Raw genomic sequence first — 22,102 nt, 5'->3', positions numbered from 1 at the left:
AGCCGGGGATATTGCAAGGAAGGGGAGCCTACAGAATTTGGAAAACGTCTTGCGCTAAGGTTTACCGACATGGCGTAGAGGTGTGAGTTTGGCCTTTTACGGCGTGCGGCTCTGCCGCCGGATATCGTCAGAGTTGTCGGGTTTTTTAGCAGGGTTCCGGTCGAACGCGACGAAGGGCGTTCAGGCAGACCGGCAGCGATTTGCGCGATAAGATGCATGCCGGGCTAGTCGGCCTGGCAATTGGCAGGAGTCATGAAATGCAGCTAGCCAACTATCTGTTCTTCACCACGCAGTGCGAGGCTGCGCTTACATTCTATGCAGAATGTGGCCTTGGTCAGATAACAACGTTGATGCGCCATGGAGATCACGGCATTCCAATCGCAAGCGAAGCGATGAAGGGCAAGGTAATGCATGCCCGCTTCGAAGGGCCCGGCGTTCTATTCTTCGCCTCGGACAATCACGATGCTGAGCCAATGCGAGGTTCGTCCCACATGCTCATCATGGGCAGTCGCGACAGCACCGACAGTTTGTTTACGAAACTCGCTGTCGGCGCAAAGGTAACCACGCCCGTCGCGATGCAACCGTGGGGGAGCTACTATGGCAAGCTCACCGATCGGTACGGGGTTCAATGGATGCTTGACTGCGAAGTCTAGATTCTTCAGTACGTTGTCGCTGCATGATGGTGGTGACGGTATTTGTAAGGGTCGTCAGATAAGTGGAATTGCATAACCATATGAGTTGATTGAAAAAAATTGACCCAATCAGCCTGGAGTGGAATTTTTTATGGATTTTTCGGCTAACTGCCAAAAATCGGGTCAAAAATAAAATCTGTCGTCCCAGAAAAGCCAATGCCCCGACAAGTCGGGGCATTGGCTTTCTTATGAGCGAGTGGTCGGTTTGTATCGTTTTGTATCTGCACTTTGGATAGATACACAGCGATTCCTTTAAGTCAGTTGATGACACATACGGGATACCTGCGGGGCTTTAAATGAACCCATCGAGAAGGCGCAAACCTTCTCCAATGGATGACTCATTTAACTCGCGGCTATCTCTGCGCGTTTCGCGACGTTGTCGACCAATGACTTATAGGAAATTCAAAATGCCTGCAGCTACGTTCGGTTTCACCTGGCGCCATTGTCTGGCTTCTTCCGTGAGAATGGGCGTTTTGGGGTTGGCCCTGATAGCCAGCAGCGGCGGTGCCTGGGCTGCTGGCCCGGCCGCCGATGCGTCAGTTGCCAGCTCGGCCTCGACCAATCCCGAATCGATTCGACCCTATCGAATTCACGTCGATGAAGCTCAACTGTCCGATCTGAAAAAGCGCATTGCGGCGACCCGCTGGCCGGACAAAGAGACCGTCAATGACGTTTCCCAAGGCGTGCAGTTGGCCCAGGTCCAGGCGCTGGTGAAGTATTGGGGCAGCGGCTATGACTGGCGCAAGGCCGAAGCAAAGCTCAATGCGCTGCCTGAATTCATCACGACTATCGACGGCGTCGATATTCAATTCATCCATGTTCGCTCGCGAAACCCCAACGCGATGCCGCTGCTTCTGACACACGGATGGCCTGGCTCCCAGTTTGAGTTCCTGAAGACTATCGGCCCGCTGACGAATCCCGTTGCTTACGGCGGTAAGGTTGAAGATTCGTTCGACGTGATCATTCCATCGATTCCGGGACACGGTTTTTCCGGTAAGCCAACTGAATTGGGCTGGGGGCCGGATCGAGTCGCGAAGGCTTGGGATGTGCTCATCAAGCGTCTGGGTTATACCCACTATGTTTCCCAGGGCGGAGATCACGGTTCGGTCATATCCGATGCATTGGGCCGCCTGAATCCGCCGGGGTTGTTGGGCATTCACTTGAACATGCCGGCCACCATCCCGCCCGAATTGGTCAAACCGATCAATAGTGGTGACCCGGCCCCTGTCGGGCTCACTGAGCCTGAACGCAAGGCGTTTGATTCCTTGAGCACCTTCTTCGGCCGCAATGCAGCATACGGCGCGATGATGGTTACGCGCCCGCAAACTATCGGTTACCTGCTGGCCGATTCGCCTACCGGTACTGCGGCGTGGATGTACGAAAAAATCGCCGCGTGGACGGACAGTGATGGTCAGCCTGAACGGGTATTGACCCGTGACGAGATGCTGGACGATATCAGCCTGTACTGGCTGACGAACGCAGGCGCATCGTCATCGCGTTTCTACTGGGAAAACAACAACAACAATTTCAGCGCTGCCGCGCAGAACACCGCAAGCATCAAGGTGCCGGTGGCGATCACGGTCTTCCCGCACGAGATCTATCAGGCGCCAAAAAGCTGGGCGCAACGCGCTTACCCATCACTTTCCTACTACAGCCAGGTTAACAAGGGCGGCCACTTCGCTTCCTGGGAGCAACCTCAATTGTTCAGCGAAGAGTTGCGGGAGGCCTTCCGGCCGCTGCGCGCCAAGCTGAGCGCAACGAAGACAGCCCAGTAGCTCACACGCAATCCAGTCAACACACCGGGCCGCTATTCGGCGGCTCGCTACGGAGAAACACCATGGAGATGACCTTGCTGACCAATCAAAATAAATCCAGCCGCCTGCGGGGTCTTGCCCCATCGCTGTTGGCAGCAGCGGTGCTGCAATTCGCAGCGGTTGCTTTAGGTTTTTCCCAAGCCAGCGCGGCTGATGTACCCGCGTCCACCCTTGGGGCTATCACGCCGGGAGCTCACACCTCTCTCGGTGCTCTTAAGCATGTGAAAGCGGGGCTGCTGGACGTTTCTTACGCGGAACTCGGCCCAGCCGATGGCCCTGTGGTCATTTTGTTGCACGGCTGGCCCTACGATATCAATGCATACGCTGATGTCGCTCCTGCTTTGGCGGACAAGGGATATCGAGTGTTGATCCCTTCTGCGCGTGGTTATGGCGATACGCATTTTCTCTCGGCCAAGGCAGTTCGCAATGGTCAACCTGCCGCGCTGGCGACCGACCTGATCGACTTCATGGACGCGCTGAAGATCAAGACGGCGGTGCTGGGTGGGTTTGACTGGGGCGCCCGCACTGCAGATATCGTTGCCGCACTGTGGCCGGAAAGAGTGAAAGCCCTGGTCGCTGTGAGCGGTTACCTGATAGGCAGCCAAGAGGCGGGCAAGGCGCCATTGCCGCCAGCCGCCGAACTGCAGTGGTGGTACCAGTTCTACTTCGCGACCGAGCGCGGGCGCCTGGGCTACGAGAAAAACACCCATGACTTCGCCAAGCTCATCTGGAAGCTGGCGTCGCCACAGTGGAATTTCGACGACGCCACTTATGAGCGCAGCGCGGCGTCCTTGCAAAACCCTGATCACGTGGCCGTGTCGATTTTCAACTATCGCTGGCGCCTGGGGTTGGTCAAGGGCGAGGCCAGATACGACGCGCTGGAGAAGAAACTCGCGGCATTTCCATTCATCAGCGTGCCCACCATCACCCTGGAAGGTGATGCGAACGGCGCACCGCACCCACCTGCCGAAGCGTACGCCAAACGCTTCACTGGCAAGTATGAGTACCGATTGATCACCGGTGGTGTAGGTCACAACTTGCCGCAGGAAGCGCCGAAAGCCTTCGCCCAAGCGGTGATCGACGCCGATCATCTTTGAAAACCGGCTGAGAGGATGGCGATGATGAAGCTGAAATTTTTTGCCGCGATGTCGGCTGCCATTGCAATCGCGACGTTGACCGCTACCGGTGTTGCCTCGGGCGACGCCAGTACTGGGGACGCCTCACCGATCTATGGCGTGAAATTGCCTGAAAACTACCGCCTATGGCCGCTGATTGCGCCTGCGCAGGAAGCCGCACCCCTGAATGAACTGCGAGCCGTGCTGGGCAATGACTCGGCCATCAAGGCTTATCAGGACTCAACGCTGCCATTCCCCGATGGCACGGTGCTGGTAAAGCTGGCCTGGAAACAGGTGCAGTCCCCGGAATTCGAGCCGGCGTCCATCCCGGGGCCGGCCACGACCGTGCAGGTGATGGTCAAGGACTCGAAAAGATATGCAGCAACCGGTGGCTGGGGATTCGGGCGGTTTATCAACGGTAAACCGGCCGATGAAGCCCAACACGAAACCTGCTTCGCCTGTCACCAGGCGCGAGTGCGTAATCACGACTTTGTCTTCACTCGCTTCGCTCCCTGATTCCCGTCAAACCCGGAGTTAACAATGAAAAAGGTATTAACCGCATTGGCCGTTGCCGTCAGCCTGAGCATGGCGACACACGCCTGGTCGCAAACTGAAAAACCCACGATTGTGCTCGTACATGGCGCCTTTGCCGATGCGTCGAGTTGGAATGGCGTCGTGAAGATTCTCGAGAAGGACGGTTACCCGGTGGTTGCCGCTGCCAACCCATTGCGCGGTGTAAAGAGCGATGGTTCGGCAATCTCGGCATTGCTGACGAGCATTCATTCGCCGGTGGTGTTGGTCGGCCATTCCTATGGCGGCAACGTTATCAGTGATGCGGCCAACGATCATGTCAACGTCAAAGCCCTGGTTTACGTCAGTGCGTTTGCACCAGAGGCCGGGGAAACCGTTGCCGGGCTGGCCGGCAAATTCCCGGGCAGCACGCTGGGCCCAACGCTGGCTGCGCCTGTACCGCTGGCCGATGGGGGCAAGGACTTGTACATCCAGCAGGACAAATTTCACAACCAGTTCGCCGCTGACGTCCCCGCGAAAGAGGCGGCATTGATGGCCGCCACCCAACGCCCGGTAACGGAAGCGGCGCTCAACGAAGCGTCCGGCAGCCCCGCCTGGAAGCATATTCCGTCCTGGTACATCTACGGCGACCAGGACAAAAACATTCCCCCGCAAGCCATGGCATTTATGGCCAAGCGCGCCGCTGCCAAAGCCGTGGAAGTGGTCAAGGGCGCTTCACATGTCGTGATGGTTTCGAACCCGGAACCGGTTGCCCGCCTAATCGAAAAAGCCGCCACGGCGAAATGACACGCCAAGGGCGAAGCAGCGTTTTCAGCGCTCTACGCCGAGGCGAGTTTTCCACGTCGCCCGGCGGGTTTCGCTTTGAAGTAGTGCAACGCTGAAACGCGGGAGAGGGGGTATTCGACGTGGCCAACGCCTGGGCATACCGGGCGTTGTGCTTATCGCGGGCAACCGCAATCAATCAGGTACGCCACGATGTGGAAGATCAATCACAGTTACATTGACGGAGCATTCGTTCCCGTTCAGGGCAATGAAACGGTGCAATGCATCAATCCGGCTACCGAGGCTGTCATCGGTACGCTCACCCTGGCTGATCGTGAAGATGCCAGGCGCGCTATCGCGGCGGCTTCGCGTGCTCAAGTCGCGATGGGCCGCACCTCCAAGGCCGAGCGTATCGACATGCTCGAGCAGTTGCAGGCCGCCGTGCTGGCGAGCACGAATGAAATTCGCGATACCGCCATCGAAGAGTACGGTGCGCCGTTTGCCCGTGCGCAATGGGTCAGTCGCTACGCTTGGCAGTCATTTACCAATGCGGCGCAGGTGTTGAAACACTTCGACCTGAGTCGTTCGGTCGGTGACGCTACCGTGGTGATGGAGCCGGTCGGAGTCGCGGCGCTGTTTGCCCCCTGGAACAGCACCGCCGGGACAATATGCAGCAAACTGGCATCGGCCATTGCGGCTGGCTGTGCCTCGGTTATCAAACCGAGCGAGTTGAGCCCCTTGCAGACCACCGTGCTCGCCCAAGCGTTGCATCGCGCAGAGTTGCCCAAAGGGGTTTTCAACATTCTGTTGGGACGCGGCAGTGATGTGGGTGACGAAATCAGCGCCAGCCCACTCATCGCGAAAATTTCATTCACCGGGTCCACCGCTACCGGAAAGCTCATTGCACGCGCCGGAATCGAGACCATGAAGCGAGTGAGTCTGTCGCTCACGGGGAAGTCGGCCTCTATCATCCTGGATGACGCCGATCTCGACATTGCCATTCCCCTGGCTCTGAATGCTGCGTTCATGAACAACGGTCAGGCATGTGTCGCCGGCACACGTCTGCTGGTGCCACGCGCGCACGCCGAAGACATTATCAACCGCGTCAAAAGCCTGGTTGGAGCGATGGTCGTCGGCAATCCGCAGGATCCGGCCACTGCTTTCGGGCCGCTGGTCAATCGCGCCCAATTCGACCGCGTACAAGCTTTCATCCGCCGCGGGCAGGCGCAAGGCGCGACGTTGATTATCGGCGGGGAGGGCAGACCGACCGGCTTGGATAAGGGCTATTTCGTCAGGCCTACGGTCTTTGCCGACGTCAGCAGTGACATGGACATCGCGCAAGAGGAGATTTTCGGCCCGGTGCTATCGATCATTGCGTATGACTCGCAAGAACAGGCGATCGCTATTGCCAATGCCAGTCTCTACGGTTTGCAGGCTTATGTGTTTACCCGGCAACCGGAACGTGCCCAACGCCTGGCGACCCAGCTGCAGGCCGGCTCGGTGTTGATCAACAGAATTTCGCCAGAGCTGCTGGCGCCGTTCGGCGGGGTAAAGCAGTCCGGTGTCGGCCGGGAGTTTGGAGTCTTTGGGCTGGAAGCATTTCTTGAGGCCAAAAGCATCGTGTCAGATTAGCCTGGGGTTGGCGGGAGAGGGTGGTCGCGCAACCCAGGCCGCAGGAGAAAAAGCTAATGGCCCACAGCACGTTGCCTGTGGGCCATGGGTTTTCAAGGATTACGCGGCTGGAGCTTTCGCCTCCTGCAGCAGTTGCTGAATCATCTTTTCCTGCGTCTCGTAGCGACCTTCTCCGAAGTGGGTGAAGCGCACTTGCCCTTTGGCGTCGATCAGGTAGTGCGCGGGCCAGTACTGGTTATCGAAGTTGCGCCAGATCGCGTAGTTGTTGTCGATGGCCACCGGGTAAGTGATGCCGAGCTTTTTCACCTCATCCTTCACATTATCGATAATGCGTTCAAAGCCGTATTCCGGGGTGTGGACGCCGATTACCACCAGGCCATCCTTCTCGTACTTCTGCGCCCAGTCCTTCACATACGGCAGGGTGTGCTGGCAATTGATGCAGTCGTAAGTCCAGAAATCGACGAGCACCACTTTGCCTCTGAGCGACTCACTGGTCAGTGCCGGCGAATTGAGCCATTCCACCGCGCCGGACAACGACGGCATCGGGCCTTGGGCGTTGTCGAAGGAGGGTTCGGCCTTGGCCTTGCTTATCAGGTATTCGACGACTTTGGGGACGCTTTGCAGTACGCCTTTTTCCAGCACGCTGACGCCTTCGGACGACGCCCCGGCCAACAGCGTCTTGTCGGCACCGCTAGAAATCATCAGCGCGGCGGCCAGGACCGCAAAACCGGTGACGCGCCGCAGCCAACCAGTGACCGGAATCGAGGCCTTCAGGCGATTGACTAAACCGCGTCCGGCAAAAATCAGCGTACCCAACGACAGTGCACTGCCCAGACCATAGGCTGCCAGCAGCAGGCTGGTTTGCGCATTGGCGCCTTGCAACATGGCGCCGGTAAGGATCACCCCGAGGATAGGCCCGGCGCACGGCGCCCAGAGCAGGCCGGTGGCGACGCCGATCATCAGCGAACCCAGCGGCCCGGACATTTTGCGCGTCTGGGGGTCGAGGCGATTGCCCAGTAACACGAACGGGCTGGCCAGCCAGCCACTGATTCGCGCCGAGATCAGCGACAAGGCAAACAGCGCCATCACTACCAGTGCCACATGACGCCCGGTGTTGTTGGCCTGAATCACCCATTCACTGCTGACCACGGCCAGACTGGAAATCAGCGCGAAGGTCAGGACCATGCCGCCAAGGGTAAGCAGGATCGATGAGCGTGTACGGTCGATACCGGCGAACAGAAATGGCACGACCGGCAGGATACAAGGACTGAGGACGGTCAATAAGCCGCCCAGGAATGCGATGAGGAACATAAGGATCACCTGATGAAATGTGGGCCGAACTCAGTTATCGCTGTGGCAATCGGCAAATTTTCGGTAGTTCAGGATCTCGGTCTTGCCCTGCGAATTCAGGTAGGTCAGTTGAGCATCGACAATGCCGCAGGAAGCCCCGGCATCCTGTGTCAATGCCACCACTTTCTGGATGTCCAGGTGCGTGCCGAAGGCGTAGGTTTGCGGCGTGACGTCGGCTTCGGCGCGGGCCGAGAAGGTGCAGATATTCAGGGCGGCAAACAGGCAAGTGGCATAGAGGGTATTGGTGTTCATGGTCGTTTTCTCATGGCTTCAATGGTTGGGTCGTTCAGTTGAGCCGAGGCGCTTGGGTTGGCCTCGATGTGGCTCATTAGAAGCCCGCGAGGTATCTCGTCTGTGTCAAAAACAGGCGCGGATAAATCGGTTCGTATCAGGACCCCGTCCCGATACACAGCCATACAAAACCCCGGAAATTGTTGTTTTTGCCTCTGCATGTATCCTTCGCCACAGCAGATACACTGCAATACAAACCGCCGCGGGCGAACGGGCTCAGTCTCTATAGACTGAGCCGCAATTCCCATTGACAGAGGCTTGGCCCATGGAACACGTTGATCACATCCTCATCGTGGACGATGACCGTGAGATTCGAGAGATGGTAGGCAACTACCTGAAGAAGAACGGCCTGCGCACTACCGTGGTTGCGGATGGCCGCCAGATGCGCTCGTTTCTCGAGTCCACGCCGGTGGACCTGATCGTGCTTGACATCATGATGCCCGGCGACGATGGCCTGGTGCTCTGCCGCGACATTCGCGCCGGCAAACACAAGGCCACGCCGGTGCTGATGCTGACGGCCCGCAACGACGAAACCGATCGCATCATCGGCTTGGAAATGGGCGCCGACGATTACCTGGTCAAGCCGTTCGCCGCCCGTGAATTGCTGGCGCGCATCAACGCTGTGCTGCGCCGTACACGCATGCTGCCGCCCAACCTGGTCGTTACCGAAACCGGAAGGTTGCTGAAGTTCGGGCGCTGGCGCCTGGACACATCCGCCCGCCATCTGCTTGATGAAGACGGCACCATGGTCGCCCTCAGCGGCGCTGAATATCGCCTGCTGCGGGTGTTCCTCGACCATCCGCAACGGGTACTCAATCGCGACCAGTTGCTCAACCTGACCCAGGGCCGTGACGCCGACCTGTTCGACCGTTCCATTGATCTGCTGGTCAGCCGCCTGCGCCAACGCCTGCTTGACGATGCCCGCGAACCGGCTTACATCAAAACCGTGCGCAGCGAAGGGTATGTCTTCTCGCTGCCGGTGCAAGTGCTTGGAGCACCGGCATGAAGCCTTCGCTGCATTGGCCTCGTACCCTCGTCTCGCGGTTGTCGCTGATCTTTCTGGTAGGGCTGACCCTGGCGCAGGCCTTGTCCTTCGGCGCGCAGTATTACGAGCGTTACGAAACCGCGAAAAACACCATGCTTGGCAATCTGGAGACCGATGTGTCGACGTCCATTGCCATCCTTGACCGCTTGCCCGCCGAGGAACGCATGAGTTGGTTGAAACAACTGGATCGACGCAATTACCGCTATTTGCTCCATGAAGGCTCGCCAGGCGCCGCCCTGCGTGACACGCCGATTGCAGTGACCTCGATCAAGGAGGCCATCGGCAAGGATTACCCGATGACCGTGACAGACATTCCCGGGCCTATCAAACACTTCCAGGTCCATCTGAAACTGGCCGACGGCAGCCCAGTGACCATCGACGTGCGCCCCTCAATGGTGCCGTTGTCGCCGTGGCTGCCGGTGGTTTTGCTGGGCCAGTTGGCCTTGATGATTCTGTGCGCGTGGCTGGCCGTGCGCATTGCCATACGCCCGCTGACCCGCCTGGCCCAGGCCGTGGAAAACCTCGATCCCAATACTCACCCGGTGCATCTGGATGAACAAGGCCCGACCGAAGTCGCACACGCTGCCATCGCCTTCAACGCCATGCAGGCGCGCATTGCGGCCTATCTGAAAGAGCGCATGCAACTGCTGGCGGCGATTTCCCACGACCTGCAAACCCCGATCACGCGCATGAAGCTGCGTGCCGAATTGATGGACGACTGCGGCGACAAAGACAAATTGTGGAATGACCTCGGCGAGATGGAGCATCTGGTGCGTGAAGGCGTTGCCTATGCCCGCAGCGTGCATGGCGCCACCGAGGAAAGCCGCCGTACCGATCTTGATTCATTCCTCGACAGCCTCGTGTTCGACTACCAGGACATGGGCAAGGACGTGCAGCTCAGCGGCAAAAGCAACGCAGTGATTCACACGCGGCCCCACGCGCTGCGCCGAGTGCTGGTAAACCTCACGGATAACGCGCTCAAATTCGCCGGTGCAGCGCAGCTGCGGGTCGAGCCGAAGGACGGCGACAGCCTCTCGGTGACCGTGATGGATCGTGGTCCCGGCATCGCCGAAGAGGAGCTGGCCCGTGTGATTGAGCCATTTTACCGCGTGGAAAATTCGCGCAACCGCAGCACCGGCGGCACGGGCCTGGGTCTGGCTATCGCCCAGCAACTGGCACAAGCCCTCGGCGGCTCCCTGACCTTGAGCAATCGCGAAGGCGGCGGACTGTGCGCTGAACTGAGATTACCGACGCGCTTATCGTAGGAGGAGCGAATCATGCAGGATACGTTCAATCTGTCCCGTTTCGTCGAGGCTCAGCGCCCGGTGTTCAGTCGAGTCATGGACGAACTGCGCGCGGGCCGCAAGACGAGCCATTGGATGTGGTTCGTCTTCCCGCAATTGCAGGGGCTGGGTCGCTCCGATATGGCCGGACGCTTCGCGATTTCCGGCCTTGCCGAGGCTAGTGCCTATCTCCAACATGAGTTGCTAGGGCCACGACTGGAGGCGTGCGTCGCGGCCGTTTTGCAGCACCGAGGGGTGAGTGCCGAGCGGATATTCGGCTTGCCCGATGACCTGAAATTTCGCTCCTGTCTTACGCTGTTCAAGAGTGTCCCGTCCGGCCCCGCGGTGTATCAGCAGGCGCTCGAGCAGTTTTATTCGGGTGAGCCGGACCGCAAGACACTGCTCTTGCTTGAGCAATCGGCGTGAGTGCTAAACCCTGAAAGGATCCTTACTGCTCGCCAGGGCTCAACTTTCCTTATCAATTGCTGACGTTGATGTGTATCTGGAGCGGCTCAAGGAGGAGGGTGGTGAGTTGCGCCAGCTGCAGGCGAGGGCGGCTATGCCCCCCAGCGGGGCAAGCTCCCTGTTCTTCAGGGCATGATCGGTAATTCAATGAGATTCGGGCTGCCTGCTCTTGATACCCTTTGCGTTGTTTCTCAGCGCGATCAAAAGGCGCGCGCTCAAGGCTCGCTGCGTACGCCTTTATCCTGCGCTTCCATGACGAGCCGTGCGATCTCGGGCAGCAGCATCCACGCCGTGACCCGTTAGTGTGCCGCTCTGCGAACTGCAGCCACAGCAGCCTCGAAATCGGCAATCAATCTTGCATCCTGTAGAGCATGGATAGAACTAGATATCACTCCTTTTGTGGCGCATCACTGATGATCCATTTGACTGCAGATCCTTACAGAAACAAGCGACAGGGTTCCTTCACAATATCTAATTTAACGAGTGGGCGATGTCGGATGTTCATGTATCGGTCAAAGCGCCGTTCTAGCTGGTTAGCTTTCTATGGATGGGAGAGGGTGTTCATCTATATATGTTCATGAACCTTGTTCGTCAAGTACAACGGCAGCAGCGTCTGCTTGGAGATGAGCAACCTCAAATAGGAGGGAAAGACATCGCCGTGGTTCACGAAGAGTCCCGAAATCGCTATGTCCAGCGCCTTGCTCAAATTGTGGAGCCGAATGTTCATAAATTGATGCTAATGAGAGATAGCTCTCTAGGAAGCCGCCCCCTTTTGCGGACCGCTGCAGCGCGCTCAGATTGAACGCGCTTGTCTGATTCATGCTGGACCGACTCAGCTCACCCCGAGGTGATTGAACCCGCCTGCTCTTGATACCCTTTGCGCAGTTTCTCCGCGATCAGCTTTTCCGCTTCACGAAAAGCACGTTCAGGGCTGTCGAGGGATTTGATCAGGGTCTGACCCTTGGTGCCGATACGGCCAAAATGCACCGTCACCTCGGCCTCTGCGACACCAATACGCCAGAACTTATTGGAGTTGCCTTCACCAAAGGTGAACTCGCGCATCAAGAGTGACGCCTCAGTGGTTGCAGGCCGTTCGGCCTCGGCCTCGACGGTGTCCGCTACCGGTTCCGCTTCTGGCAGCGCAGGAGCTTCCTCACCCCGCAGGAGCCTTTCGATGCGATTGAGTACGTCCTCCGGATCGCGCAGCCAGTCATGGCTAAGCACGTCGATGATCTTCCAGCCAAAACTGCGCAGCACCGTCGGGCGGAAGATGTAACGCTCACGCACGTCGGCAGCCGCCGCCGTATCGCCATCCAGCAGCACGCCGAGGCTGAAGTGTTCGCCACTGGCGTCACTGATCGCCAGTTCACAACGGAACTGCGAACGCCCGACATATTCCTGGACCGAATGCCCGCGTTTGCGCAACGCGGTGGCGAGGGCACTGCGCAGGTGGTCCTTGGGCATGCTGACGGCAAAGGATTGCTTGGCGCCTGGATTGAGGTTGGCGAGGATGCCTTGGGAGCGAGGCGCATCCCCAGTGGCACTGGCCTGGGCAAACTGCAGGAACGCACGCAGTGCAGCGGCACCATCGTTGTGGGTGTTGGTGATGGCCTCGGACTCAATGCTGGAGACGATCGCCATGCGCTTGCGGGCGCGACTGAAGATCACATTCAGGCGTTTTTCCCCACCACGCTGGTTGATCGGGCCGAAGTTCATCAGCATCTTGCCGTTCGGCCCTGGCGCGTAGCAGATGCTCAGAATGATCACATCACGCTCGTCCCCTTGGACGTTTTCCAGGTTCTTGACGAAAAGGCCATTGAATTGCCCGGCATCTTCGCGCACATACTCGCGCTCAAGCCGTGTGGCAAAGGCCGAGTCGCTGCTGGCCAAGTTTTCCAACGCCTGCTCGATGGCGCCTTGCTGGGCCTCGGAAAACGCCACGATGCCCAGGCTCAAGCCGGTCTCGCGTTGCAGCAGTTCACGCACCAGGTTGGCGATATAGCGTGCTTCGGCCAGGTTGCTGCGGCTGAGATAGACACCGTCGCTCATCTTCAAGAAGCTGATCGGGCTTTCCAACAGCGTGTCGGCACCTTGGATCACGGCCTCGGTATCCGTGGAGTCCAGTGCGGCGTGGGCCGGGGCAGGGCGCTCGATACGACGGTCGGGAATGGTGATCAACCGCCCTTCATAGAACGCCGCGTTGGAGAAACTGATCAAGGCTTCGTGGCGGCTGCGGTAGTGCCAGGCCAGCAGGGTCGCCGGCAGGTTACGCGCGGCTTGGCTGAGCAGGCTGTCGGCATCAAGGTTGATAGCGATCTGTTCGCCGTCCTCCATGGCAATCAGTTCGTTATCGTCCTGGTCGCCGGCACTGGAGAAGAAGTTGGTCGGTGGCAACTGCATCTCGTCACCCACCACAATCACCTGCTGCGCACGGCTCAGGGCCGGCACGGCTTCTTCGCTGGGGATCTGGCTGGCTTCATCGAAAATCACCACGTCAAACAGGTCCGGCGTCAATGGCAGGGTGTCGGACACTGACAGTGGGCTCATCAACCAGATGGGCTTGAGGTCGTTGATCACCCGGCCACTGTCACCACTGGCCATTTCACGAATGGAGCGATAGCGCATGGTCTTGCCCAGCTCATGCTCCAGTTCACGGCGCCCCTTGGCGTAGACCTTCTTGAACTCACGCGCCTGGGCGTCCAGTTGCGTCACCGACATCGCCGATTGCTTCACATGCTCCAGAAACCGCTGGTGCAGCGTGGCGCTGAGCACCTGAGCGTTGCTTTTGAGCAGGTTGCTTTCTGCCTGGCTGACCTGGCGCGCGGCCAAACTCAAGGCCGGGCCATCGAAGCGGGCCAGCTGTGGGTTGGCGCGGTACAGGCGGGTCAGGTTTTCCTGGGCAATCAAGCCGTCCAGTGCACGTTGCGCCAAGGCGTACTGTTGCACGACCGCCAGGCAGACAGGATTGGCCTGGTGCAGCTCATTGAGCAGGGGCAGGGTATCGGGCAGTTCGTCGAGTTCTTCACGCAGATCGCGCAGGTATTCCGACAACTCGCCCAGGCTTGGCGCGGGGTCGAACACACAATGTTGCGCGACCAGCTCGGCCAGGCGCGCCAACGGCTGACGCAGGCTGGCTTCCTGGCGCACGCCGGGGAGGGCGTCCGGGTTACCCCGCAGGCTCTCGACCCACTGGCGCAACAGCGGTGATGCGCTGAGCTGCTGGAGCAGGGCTTGCAGATTGCACACGAACAGGTCGATGTCCGGGATGCCATAACGGCTTTGCAAGCGTTGCTGCTCGGCGTGCAACTCGGCCGTGGCGCGGTGCTCACCCGCCAGATTGTCGAGCACACTGCGCAAACTCGGGCGAATCGCGTGCTGGCTGAAGTCGTAGCATCGTTGCAATTCACCGCGCAGTCGCCACCAGGCGGGTTGCAACCAACGCAGCGGCGAGCTTTCCAAACGCTGTACCAGCTCGAGGGCCGCCTGGGTGTCTTGCGGCGCAAGCTTTTCACGCCAGTAGTGGGTGGATTCGCGGGCGTTGTGTTGCTGCACGGCCAGTGCCTGCAACGCTGCTTGTTCGGCATGCAGCGCTTGAGAGCCTGATGAGCCTGGCTCCAGCAGATCGAGGTGCGCGGCCAGGTTGGCGCTGGTCAGTTGTTCGGCGGCCTGGGTCAGTACGCACGCATCTGCCAAGCGAGTATTCCCGGACAGCAGGCTCGACGATGACTCCAGAAACAGTTCGACACTGTCCATCAACCCACTGGTTTCATCCAGGAATGCCTTGAGTTGACCATAGGCATGTTCATGGGTAATCAGGCTTGAGGCCAAGCGGCTGAAAGGATGCCGTGCAAAGCTGTCGAGGCCGAAACGTTCTTTGATCGCCTGATACACGCGGCCAGTCAGCTCGCTTTGGGCCTGCCAATGACGCCACTCGGGCAAACGCTCCAAGGCTTCGGGTGGTAGCTTGGCAACCACGGGCGGCAGCTCGATCAGATGACGCACCAGCTCGCGTACGGAGCATGCCAAGGACTCCGGCACGCCCGTCATGGCGTGTTCAAAACGCTCGATCAAGCCCAGCTGTTGGCTCAGGCCGGCCAGTAAGGTGTCGCGCCGCGCTTGCAACTGCGGCGACTGGGCATCGCCGGCGATCCAACGTTCATAGCACTCGCGCAGGTTACCCACGAAGGCTTTCTTATCGGTCTGGGAGTCATGGATCAGGCAGCACAAGTCGCCTAGTTCACTTTGTTGCAGGCGATGGAATACCACGTCCAGCGCCGCACGTTTCTCACAGACAAACAGCACTCGCAGGCCGCGACCGGCATAGTCCGCGATCAGGTTGGTGATGGTCTGGGATTTGCCCGTGCCAGGCGGCCCTTGAATAATGAAGTTGCGCCCGGTGCGGGCCAGGCTGACGGCAGCATTTTGTGTCGCGTCGCCGGCCACCACGTTCCATTGTTCGGGTAGTGGGATAGGGTCGGGGGCCTGGACCTCAACGTCCCGCGGCTCGATGGAGAACATCCGGTCAAACGCTTCGTTCTGCGCCGGTTCGTCGATCAACTGGGCATAGTCACGCACCAGCGACATCTTGCGATAGTTGAAGTTGGCCAGGGTCACCTGGGTCAGGTCGATGTCCCAGGCGTAGCGATGCCCCTGGTTCTCGGGCAGAGCGAAGGTGCTGTTTTCGGCGCTGCTCGCAACCATCTGAGGATGTTGATTGCGCAGCACAGGTTTGGCGCCTACGGCCAGGCGCAGCGGCAATTCGCTGGGCAGGACCTTCTGTTGGAACCATTGCAGGCCCAGCGGACGGAAATCTTCGCGGTCGTAGCTGAAATCCGGTTTCACCAAAGGCATCGCCGAGCGCTGGCGGGCACGACGGCGCTGGAAGTGGTGCAGATGCTGCACGGCCTTTTGGTGGATCAATTCGATTTGCGGTTTGCTTTGCAGGCGTAACTCGACGCCGGGCTCGGTCAGTTTGATCTGGCGCGCAATATCGGCGTGGATGTCTTCCAGCGAAGTCTTTTGCAGGTCGACGGTTTCCGGCAACTGGATATCGTAGAGCTGACGCAGTTGATGGCGCAGGACCGGGTTGAATTCGGCCTCGGTTTCGTCGCACTGCAACACGAACTGGTCACGCACGCCTTTTTTGCGACTCAACTCCACTGGAAGCCACAGCAGCGGGGTGACGATGCGTTCTTCCGGCGTGTCCTTGAGGTTGTGCCAGCGCATGAAGGCCACCACCAGGCGCAGGTTGCTGAAGCCAAACTCGGCACGGTCGCGCCGGGTTTCCTGGATGATGCGCTCCAGCGACGCCTGCAACCAAGTCTGGTCTTCAAAGCGCAGCCACTGTTGCAGGCCAACGGGCTTGCCGCTCAGCACTTGTTCGGAGAACCCGCCGAAGGTCGGCTGCCAGGTGCACAGCGCTTCAGGCCGGATGCTTTCAATGCGCATCACCAACGGCACGCTGGCCACGGTCAGATTGACATTGGCCTGGGTCGTCCGGAAATACAGCAAGCGATTGCGCCGCGATAGGTCAAACAAGCGGTTGCGCAGATGTTCCAGCACCACCGTACGCCGCGACGCCGGGCCTTCGGCCTGGGCCAGCACACGCTCGACATCCAGGCTGGCCGGCTGTTCGCGCCAGGACTCCAGGCGCCGCGCCAGCGAGCCCACATCCGTGGCACGTTCGTGGCGGTTGAGCTCCGTCATCTCGACGATCAGGTTGGCCAGCACCGGGTTGAGCCGGCCATTGAGCTGGAACAGATTGCGTCGGTGCCGGGCAAACGTCTTGAGGTCATTGATATCGGCAAAATCCAACCCGCACGCCAGGCACGCCAGCAACTGGCCGAGCTGGAATATGTCGGTGATCTCATCGTGGTGCCCGAGGCGATGCTCCCAACTGTGCAGGTCCGGAAGGAACACCGGGTGGTCGATGGCCTGATGCAGGTCCTCCTGGACCTGCAGGTCGGTAATGGCCACGCCGCTTTCCGAATCCAGGGTCAGGCGGACTTTGCCGACGACGTTCAGCGCCGATTCCGGATTGGGCTGCACCTGCTTGATCGCTTCCAGCGCCAGCCGTGGCGGCACGCCTTCAGGGTTACGCAGTTGCAGCGTGCGTTCCGGCCCTTGCAGCACATCGAGATAACCGAGCTGGGCGACACGTCCCAGCTCGTGCAGCTGTGCCACCTGACGCAGCAGTGGCAGCGCCAGGAACAACACATCGTCGATGGGCACGGCCGCGCCATCGTGGCTCTGCAGTAATTGAGTGAACGTGACGGGTTGGATTACTGGGTCCATGTGTCGACCTCCGCTTTGAGCGCGCGAACGAGCGGGTCGAGCTCACGTTTGGGTAGTTTGATATCGCGCTTGAGCACGCTGATAAAGTCATCGGCGCTGCCGAGTTTCTTCGCGGTGCGCGCGGCGTGCAGCAGAGCCTCATCCCGCAAGTCGAGGTCCACCAGACTCAGGTCGAGCATGATGAAGTGCAGGTATTCATGGATGCTGGTGTCGATGCGCTCGGCATTCAACGTCGTCAGGTCGAGCGGCGTTTCGTTGGCTTTCCAGTCCGGGAAAAATCCACGTACCTGATTTAGCACAACCTCGGATTGCAACACCGGTGAGCCGATGAAATGGGCTATAAAGCCGCGGGTGAGGGTGGTCAATTCGACCTGGTCGGTCACATCCAGGCGATTGAGCGACAAGGGCCCGCGCAACCGGCGATCCAGCCAGTTATCCGTCTGCGGGAGTTGCTGCCACCAGCTGTCCACCGCCTGGGAGCGCAAAAACGTCTCCGGATGGGAAACGCCCTGAGACAGCTGCGCGTCCTTGCCATCCAGCTCGCGGGCCTGCTTCAAGTAACTGGCCGCATCGACGCTGACAATGCCGGTGTGAATCTTGACCAGCGAGGTAATCGACGCCTCCGACCCATTGGCCACCAGTGCCGCGCCGCGGTCGGCATAGATTTCGGTGTGCAGGCTATAGAGACGTGCAGTCTGTTCCAGGCTGGGCGGCGTATTCATGTCGGCCATGGCGTGATTGAGAATCCGCTCGGCGGTGAGAAAGTCGCCACCGTGCTCCGACCATAACCGGTAATGAGCCAGTTCATGCCCGAGCAATGCGAGCAATTCCTGAGCGTCCAGACGCTCAAGAATCGGCCCGTAAAACACTACATGCACTTCGCCGGCCAGGTAATACAGGCTCGCGTTCATCGCGCCGTCGCCGGCCTGGTAAAGGGTGGCGGGTGCCTTGATCTGCAAACACTGCAATGCGGTTTCACAGGCCTGATAGGCCTGCGGATGGGTCTCGGGGCTCAAGCGATAGGTGTCACGCAGCAATTGCGCACGTACATCCTGGGCGTGTTCCTGTTGAACGCCCAAGGACGAGGCCCATTCCCACACGACTGGTTCATGGGCTTTCAGGTAGTCGACCACATGCTGGTGGTAAGGCAATGGCGTCAGGCTGCTGGTATCCAGCGCAGGGGTACTCATCGTGTTCAAACGTCCTTGAGAGGATACGGCTCCATACACTGCGTGGGCAGCAGAGACTGGGCTGGCATCCCGGTATCAGTGATCGGCAATAAACGCGGAGCATACCTAGGGGGTGGGGAAAATACTTGTGAAAGTACATGTTTCCGCTCAGTGAAAAACCGATCAGCCTCGCAAAGCCACGGGGCACGGGGCAGGGCGACAGGGATACCCAAGAGCGATGGCATTAGGCTATTATTCAGTTTTCGCATTATCAGGAAGGGAATCGCATGAACGCGGCAGCATAGTTTCGCAAGGAAGATATATTGGCGCAGTTCCCTGGTATTGAGGCCAGATACACGCTTGAAGGCGACAAGGCAATCGGCGAAGTTAGCGGCTTTGGTGCTGTTTGGCGTGCGCGCGATAACTGGATCGGTTCGACGGTCGCCATTAAATTCAGTGAACATAATCTGTCGGATGAAGTTCGACTCTGCCGTGAAATTGATGGGGAGACCGCTCGGGTATTTGATTTCTATAAGGGTGTAAATGGCTGGGAGGCTTACACCATGGAACACCTTGAGGCGCCTTGGTCAACGCTCTCAAGTTTAATTAGTAAGCGTCGATATAAAAAATCAGACATACAGTTTTATTTTGAGTGTTTCGAAGTGCTCCGCGCGATTTTACATGGCCTGAGCTCCATGCATGGCAAACCCTACCAACGGGGCACTCGTGTAATTCATGCGGATATCAAACCAGCTAATCTGTTTCTTTTTAATAAGAAAAAACAGCGACCTCACTCTGTTTTTACGATGCCGGCCTATGTCGACATGATAAAACTTATAGATTTGGGGGTGAGTACTTATAAAGGCGGCGTGCCGCGTGGGTATACGCCGGCCTATCGACCCCCTCAAATGCAGTCCGTTGGACCAGGCTTTGATCTTTATGCAGTGGCAATCACATTTGCGGAACTGCTGACGAAACAGTTGCCAGCACATGAAGACTTGCTGAATCCCGCGGCCATTCGCAAAGTAATCGCCATTCGGTCGTCCGGCTCGTTCTGCATTGATGAACTGGCGGTAGAGATGATAAAGCGCTGCAAGAATGCAGCGACTCAATCCGCTCATACGGCCAACAAGTTGATCGAATATTTAGACTCAAAACTGTTTGATCGCGAACACCTTAGCCTAATGTGCTTGCGAAAACTCGTGAAGTCTGGAATAGCATCGGGCACCAAGGCCGAGCTGGGCGCTGCAATCTATCCCGAGATAGCCAAGTATTGGGGATGGAAAAACACCTCTCCAAAACGGAGGACGCTGTCTGAGGAGTTTGTTACTACGATGGTTGATGAAGGGCTCATCAAAAAAAGTCCCGCGGCCAAGCGGTTTGTTGTAGCAACAGGAGCGACATAGGCTCACCGACGAACCTGCAGTTTGCAAACATAGCCGCCTTTAGGGCGGCCTTTTACATTGCCGCATTCCAGCATTCACCAGCGGGAGGGTGAGTCATGGAGGTCAAGCCTAGCGGAGCTGCTAAGAAGTCCGGATACTTAAATATTTGATTTAACATAATATACATTATGCGTAATACCGCATTGCGTAATGAGGGGCAGTGCCCATCAGATTTCAACGGGCAAAACCCCTTTCAACATCAAACCTGAGCGAAGCCTCCATCCACGAACATTTCGCTGCCTGTCATGAAGCTGCTTTCATCCGATGCCAGGAACAACGCCGCAGCGGCAACTTCTTCCGGCTGACCGATTCGACTCAATGGCAACTGCGCCGTCATGCCTTCAATGATCGCGTCCTTTTGACCTGTACCGGACAGCGCCATGTCCAGCCCCGGTGTCGAAATCGGTCCAGGTGAAAGTACGTTGACGCGAATACCGGTGCCTTTCAGATCCAGCGCCCAGCTCCTGGCGAAGTTACGCAGCGCGGCCTTGGTAGCGCTGTACACACTGAATGCGGGTGTGCCCATGCTGCCGGTGGTCGAGCCAGTCAGTATCACCGAACTACCGGCGCGCATCAGTGGCAACGCTTTTTGCACGGTGAATAGCGTGCCTTTGACGTTGATGCCGAATGTACGATCAAACGACTCTTCGCTGATTGATCCGATGGGCTGGAAATCGCCAAGACCCGCATTGGCAAACAGCACATCTATCCGGCCTTTGGCAGCTTTGACTTGAGTAAAGACACGGTCCAGATCGTCAAGGTTTGAAATATCACCTTGGATGGCCATGGCCTCGTGGCCGATCTGGTGCAGCGCCTTGTCCAGTTCTTCCTGCCGACGTCCGACAATAACCACCTTCGCGCCTTCCGCTGCAAAACGGATGGCACTGGCCAGGCCGATGCCGCTGTTGCCGCCGGTAATCACTGCAATTTTTCCGTTGAGCCTGCTCATGGTGAACTCCCAAAAATGTTGAGGCCCAACTCTAGATCCAAGCTATTCTTTTGAATAGTATGCACCTTTTAGTAAGTACCCCCTTGGAGTTCCAAACCATGGCCAACAACAGCTTTAATTGCGGACTCGAAGCCGCCCTGGCGGTGATTGGCGGCAAATGGAAACCCTTGGTTTTGTATAACCTGGCGAAGAACGTGCACCGGTACGGCGAACTGAGACGTGCGATCGGCGGCGTGACCGACAAGGTGCTGATCCAACAGCTCAAGGAACTGGAACGCGATGAAATCATTACACGCATCGACTTCCAGGAAATCCCCCCCAAGGTCGAGTACTCCCTTACGCCATTCGGGCAATCCCTGGCGATTGCGCTGGGCGGGCTGTGCGCATGGGGCACGGAACATATGCAGACGGTCGAGCGCATCAGTGCACGGCGCACGTCTGCCCTCGCCCATTGCTGAGCCCTGCCCCTGAACCCAACTCAACTAAATGACTATTTAGTTGAGTTAAATGAATAACGGATTTACCGCAGCGACAAAACGCCTCAATAACCACTCGCCGCCGTCATCGATCCGCCCACAATTGCAATCCCGGAACTGCTGCCCAGACGTGTCGCCCCGGCCTCAATCATCTTCACCGCCGTCGGATAATCACGCACGCCGCCGGACGCTTTCACCCCCACGCTACTACCCACTGTTCTGCGCATCAGCGCCACGTCTTCGACCGTCGCACCACCACGGCTGAACCCGGTGGACGTCTTGACGAACGCCACCGCCAATTCCCGGCAGATTTCACAGGCCTGGACCTTCTGTTCGTCATCAAGCAGGCAGGTTTCCAGGATGACCTTCAACGGTACGTCCCCACAGGCCTGGAGAACCCGGGCAATGTCTTCGCGCACGGCGTCCAGCAAGCCGTCCTTGAGCCATCCGATATTGAGCACCATATCGATCTCCCCTGCCCCGGCGGCAATCGCCTGTTGCGCTTCGAAGGCCTTGGTATCACTCAGGCCGGCGCCCAATGGAAAGCCGACCACGGCGCAAATCACCACCTTGTCGTCGGTCAGGCACGAAGCCGCGTAAGGCACCTGCCCGGAATTGACGCACACCGAATAAAAGCCATGCTCGCGAGCTTCTTCGCACAAGGTACGGATCTGTTCACGGGAGGCGTCGGGCGCCAGCAAGGTGTGATCGATGTATTTGGCCAATGCGGTGGGTGGAAGACTGTTCATTTAACGGGCCCTTGCCTGTATGTTGCCAATGAATGTGAGG

Annotated in this window: 17 protein-coding genes; 11 read left to right on the top strand and 6 right to left on the bottom strand. The window is 58.4% G+C overall.

Annotated elements, in window-relative coordinates; translation table 11 throughout:
- Window positions 1-257: 257 nt before the first annotated feature.
- From PSH66_RS15425 to PSH66_RS15400, 6 genes are all read left to right on the top strand, one after another.
- Window positions 258-653: a VOC family protein gene (locus PSH66_RS15425; RefSeq protein WP_078824655.1), complete on the top strand. Its 396-nt coding sequence runs from the start codon at window positions 258-260 to the stop codon at window positions 651-653.
- Window positions 654-1,099: 446 nt separating this feature from the next.
- Window positions 1,100-2,467: an epoxide hydrolase family protein gene (locus PSH66_RS15420; protein WP_305427129.1), complete on the top strand. Its 1,368-nt coding sequence runs from the start codon at window positions 1,100-1,102 to the stop codon at window positions 2,465-2,467.
- A gap of 62 nt (window positions 2,468-2,529) precedes the next feature.
- Window positions 2,530-3,603: an alpha/beta fold hydrolase gene (locus PSH66_RS15415; RefSeq protein ID WP_003173958.1), complete on the top strand. Its 1,074-nt coding sequence runs from the start codon at window positions 2,530-2,532 to the stop codon at window positions 3,601-3,603.
- 24 nt (window positions 3,604-3,627) lie between these two features.
- Window positions 3,628-4,137: a cytochrome P460 family protein gene (locus PSH66_RS15410; RefSeq protein ID WP_305427128.1), complete on the top strand. Its 510-nt coding sequence runs from the start codon at window positions 3,628-3,630 to the stop codon at window positions 4,135-4,137.
- A 24-nt stretch (window positions 4,138-4,161) separates the two neighbouring features.
- Window positions 4,162-4,938: an alpha/beta fold hydrolase gene (locus PSH66_RS15405; protein ID WP_003173956.1), complete on the top strand. Its 777-nt coding sequence runs from the start codon at window positions 4,162-4,164 to the stop codon at window positions 4,936-4,938.
- A gap of 189 nt (window positions 4,939-5,127) precedes the next feature.
- Window positions 5,128-6,546 (top strand): aldehyde dehydrogenase family protein, encoded by a 1,419-nt coding sequence (locus PSH66_RS15400; protein ID WP_305427127.1) that lies wholly within the window; start codon window positions 5,128-5,130, stop codon window positions 6,544-6,546.
- A 99-nt stretch (window positions 6,547-6,645) separates the two neighbouring features.
- Here the strand turns inward: PSH66_RS15400 and PSH66_RS15395 are convergent, their stop codons facing one another.
- Complete coding sequence (locus PSH66_RS15395; protein ID WP_305427126.1) at window positions 6,646-7,857, bottom strand: cytochrome c biogenesis protein DipZ; 1,212 nt, start codon at window positions 7,855-7,857, stop codon at window positions 6,646-6,648.
- Window positions 7,858-7,887: 30 nt separating this feature from the next.
- Window positions 7,888-8,148 (bottom strand): DUF2790 domain-containing protein, encoded by a 261-nt coding sequence (locus PSH66_RS15390; protein WP_141064717.1) that lies wholly within the window; start codon window positions 8,146-8,148, stop codon window positions 7,888-7,890.
- A gap of 304 nt (window positions 8,149-8,452) precedes the next feature.
- Here PSH66_RS15390 and PSH66_RS15385 point away from each other — a divergent pair, with 304 nt between their 5' ends.
- From PSH66_RS15385 to PSH66_RS15375, 3 genes are read left to right on the top strand one after another with little or no spacing between them, the layout of a single operon-like run.
- A complete protein-coding gene (locus PSH66_RS15385) occupies window positions 8,453-9,193 on the top strand; it encodes a response regulator (RefSeq protein WP_003173951.1) in 741 nt (246 codons plus the stop codon).
- Complete coding sequence (locus tag PSH66_RS15380) at window positions 9,190-10,497, top strand: ATP-binding protein (RefSeq protein ID WP_305427125.1); 1,308 nt, start codon at window positions 9,190-9,192, stop codon at window positions 10,495-10,497. Before PSH66_RS15385 ends, PSH66_RS15380 begins: the two co-directional genes overlap by 4 nt.
- A 12-nt stretch (window positions 10,498-10,509) precedes the next feature.
- On the top strand, window positions 10,510-10,941 hold the full coding sequence (locus PSH66_RS15375; protein WP_305427124.1) for a DUF1810 domain-containing protein: 432 nt from the start codon (window positions 10,510-10,512) through the stop codon (window positions 10,939-10,941).
- A gap of 876 nt (window positions 10,942-11,817) precedes the next feature.
- Here the strand turns inward: PSH66_RS15375 and PSH66_RS15370 are convergent.
- Together PSH66_RS15370 and PSH66_RS15365 are read right to left on the bottom strand one after the other, a co-directional pair.
- Window positions 11,818-17,274, bottom strand: coding sequence for a WGR domain-containing protein (locus tag PSH66_RS15370; RefSeq protein WP_305427123.1), 5,457 nt, complete (start codon window positions 17,272-17,274; stop codon window positions 11,818-11,820).
- Window positions 17,262-18,464 (bottom strand): M48 family metalloprotease, encoded by a 1,203-nt coding sequence (locus tag PSH66_RS15365; RefSeq protein ID WP_305427122.1) that lies wholly within the window; start codon window positions 18,462-18,464, stop codon window positions 17,262-17,264. The genes PSH66_RS15370 and PSH66_RS15365 overlap by 13 nt, the downstream gene beginning before the upstream one ends.
- A 302-nt stretch (window positions 18,465-18,766) precedes the next feature.
- On the opposite strand from PSH66_RS15365, the gene PSH66_RS15360 reads away from it, so the two are divergent.
- Window positions 18,767-19,849 (top strand): hypothetical protein, encoded by a 1,083-nt coding sequence (locus PSH66_RS15360; protein WP_305427121.1) that lies wholly within the window; start codon window positions 18,767-18,769, stop codon window positions 19,847-19,849.
- A gap of 238 nt (window positions 19,850-20,087) precedes the next feature.
- Here PSH66_RS15360 and PSH66_RS15355 read toward each other — a convergent pair whose 3' ends face one another.
- Window positions 20,088-20,837 carry an SDR family NAD(P)-dependent oxidoreductase gene (locus PSH66_RS15355; RefSeq protein ID WP_305427120.1) on the bottom strand — a complete coding sequence of 250 codons (750 nt, stop codon included), beginning with the start codon at window positions 20,835-20,837 and terminating at the stop codon, window positions 20,088-20,090.
- Between the two features lie 98 nt (window positions 20,838-20,935).
- Between PSH66_RS15355 and PSH66_RS15350 the strand changes: the two genes are divergently transcribed.
- Window positions 20,936-21,295 carry a helix-turn-helix domain-containing protein gene (locus tag PSH66_RS15350; RefSeq protein WP_003173896.1) on the top strand — a complete coding sequence of 120 codons (360 nt, stop codon included), beginning with the start codon at window positions 20,936-20,938 and terminating at the stop codon, window positions 21,293-21,295.
- Between the two features lie 83 nt (window positions 21,296-21,378).
- Here PSH66_RS15350 and deoC read toward each other — a convergent pair whose 3' ends face one another.
- Window positions 21,379-22,062 carry a deoxyribose-phosphate aldolase gene (gene deoC, locus PSH66_RS15345; RefSeq protein WP_305427119.1) on the bottom strand — a complete coding sequence of 228 codons (684 nt, stop codon included), beginning with the start codon at window positions 22,060-22,062 and terminating at the stop codon, window positions 21,379-21,381.
- Between the last annotated feature and the right edge of the window lie 40 nt (window positions 22,063-22,102).

This window comes from Pseudomonas sp. FP597 (genome assembly GCF_030687435.1).
Classification (GTDB): domain Bacteria; phylum Pseudomonadota; class Gammaproteobacteria; order Pseudomonadales; family Pseudomonadaceae; genus Aquipseudomonas; species Aquipseudomonas lactucae.
The sequence above is the reverse complement of the archived record's forward strand: the minus strand, read 5'-3'. Positions and strand labels throughout refer to the sequence as shown.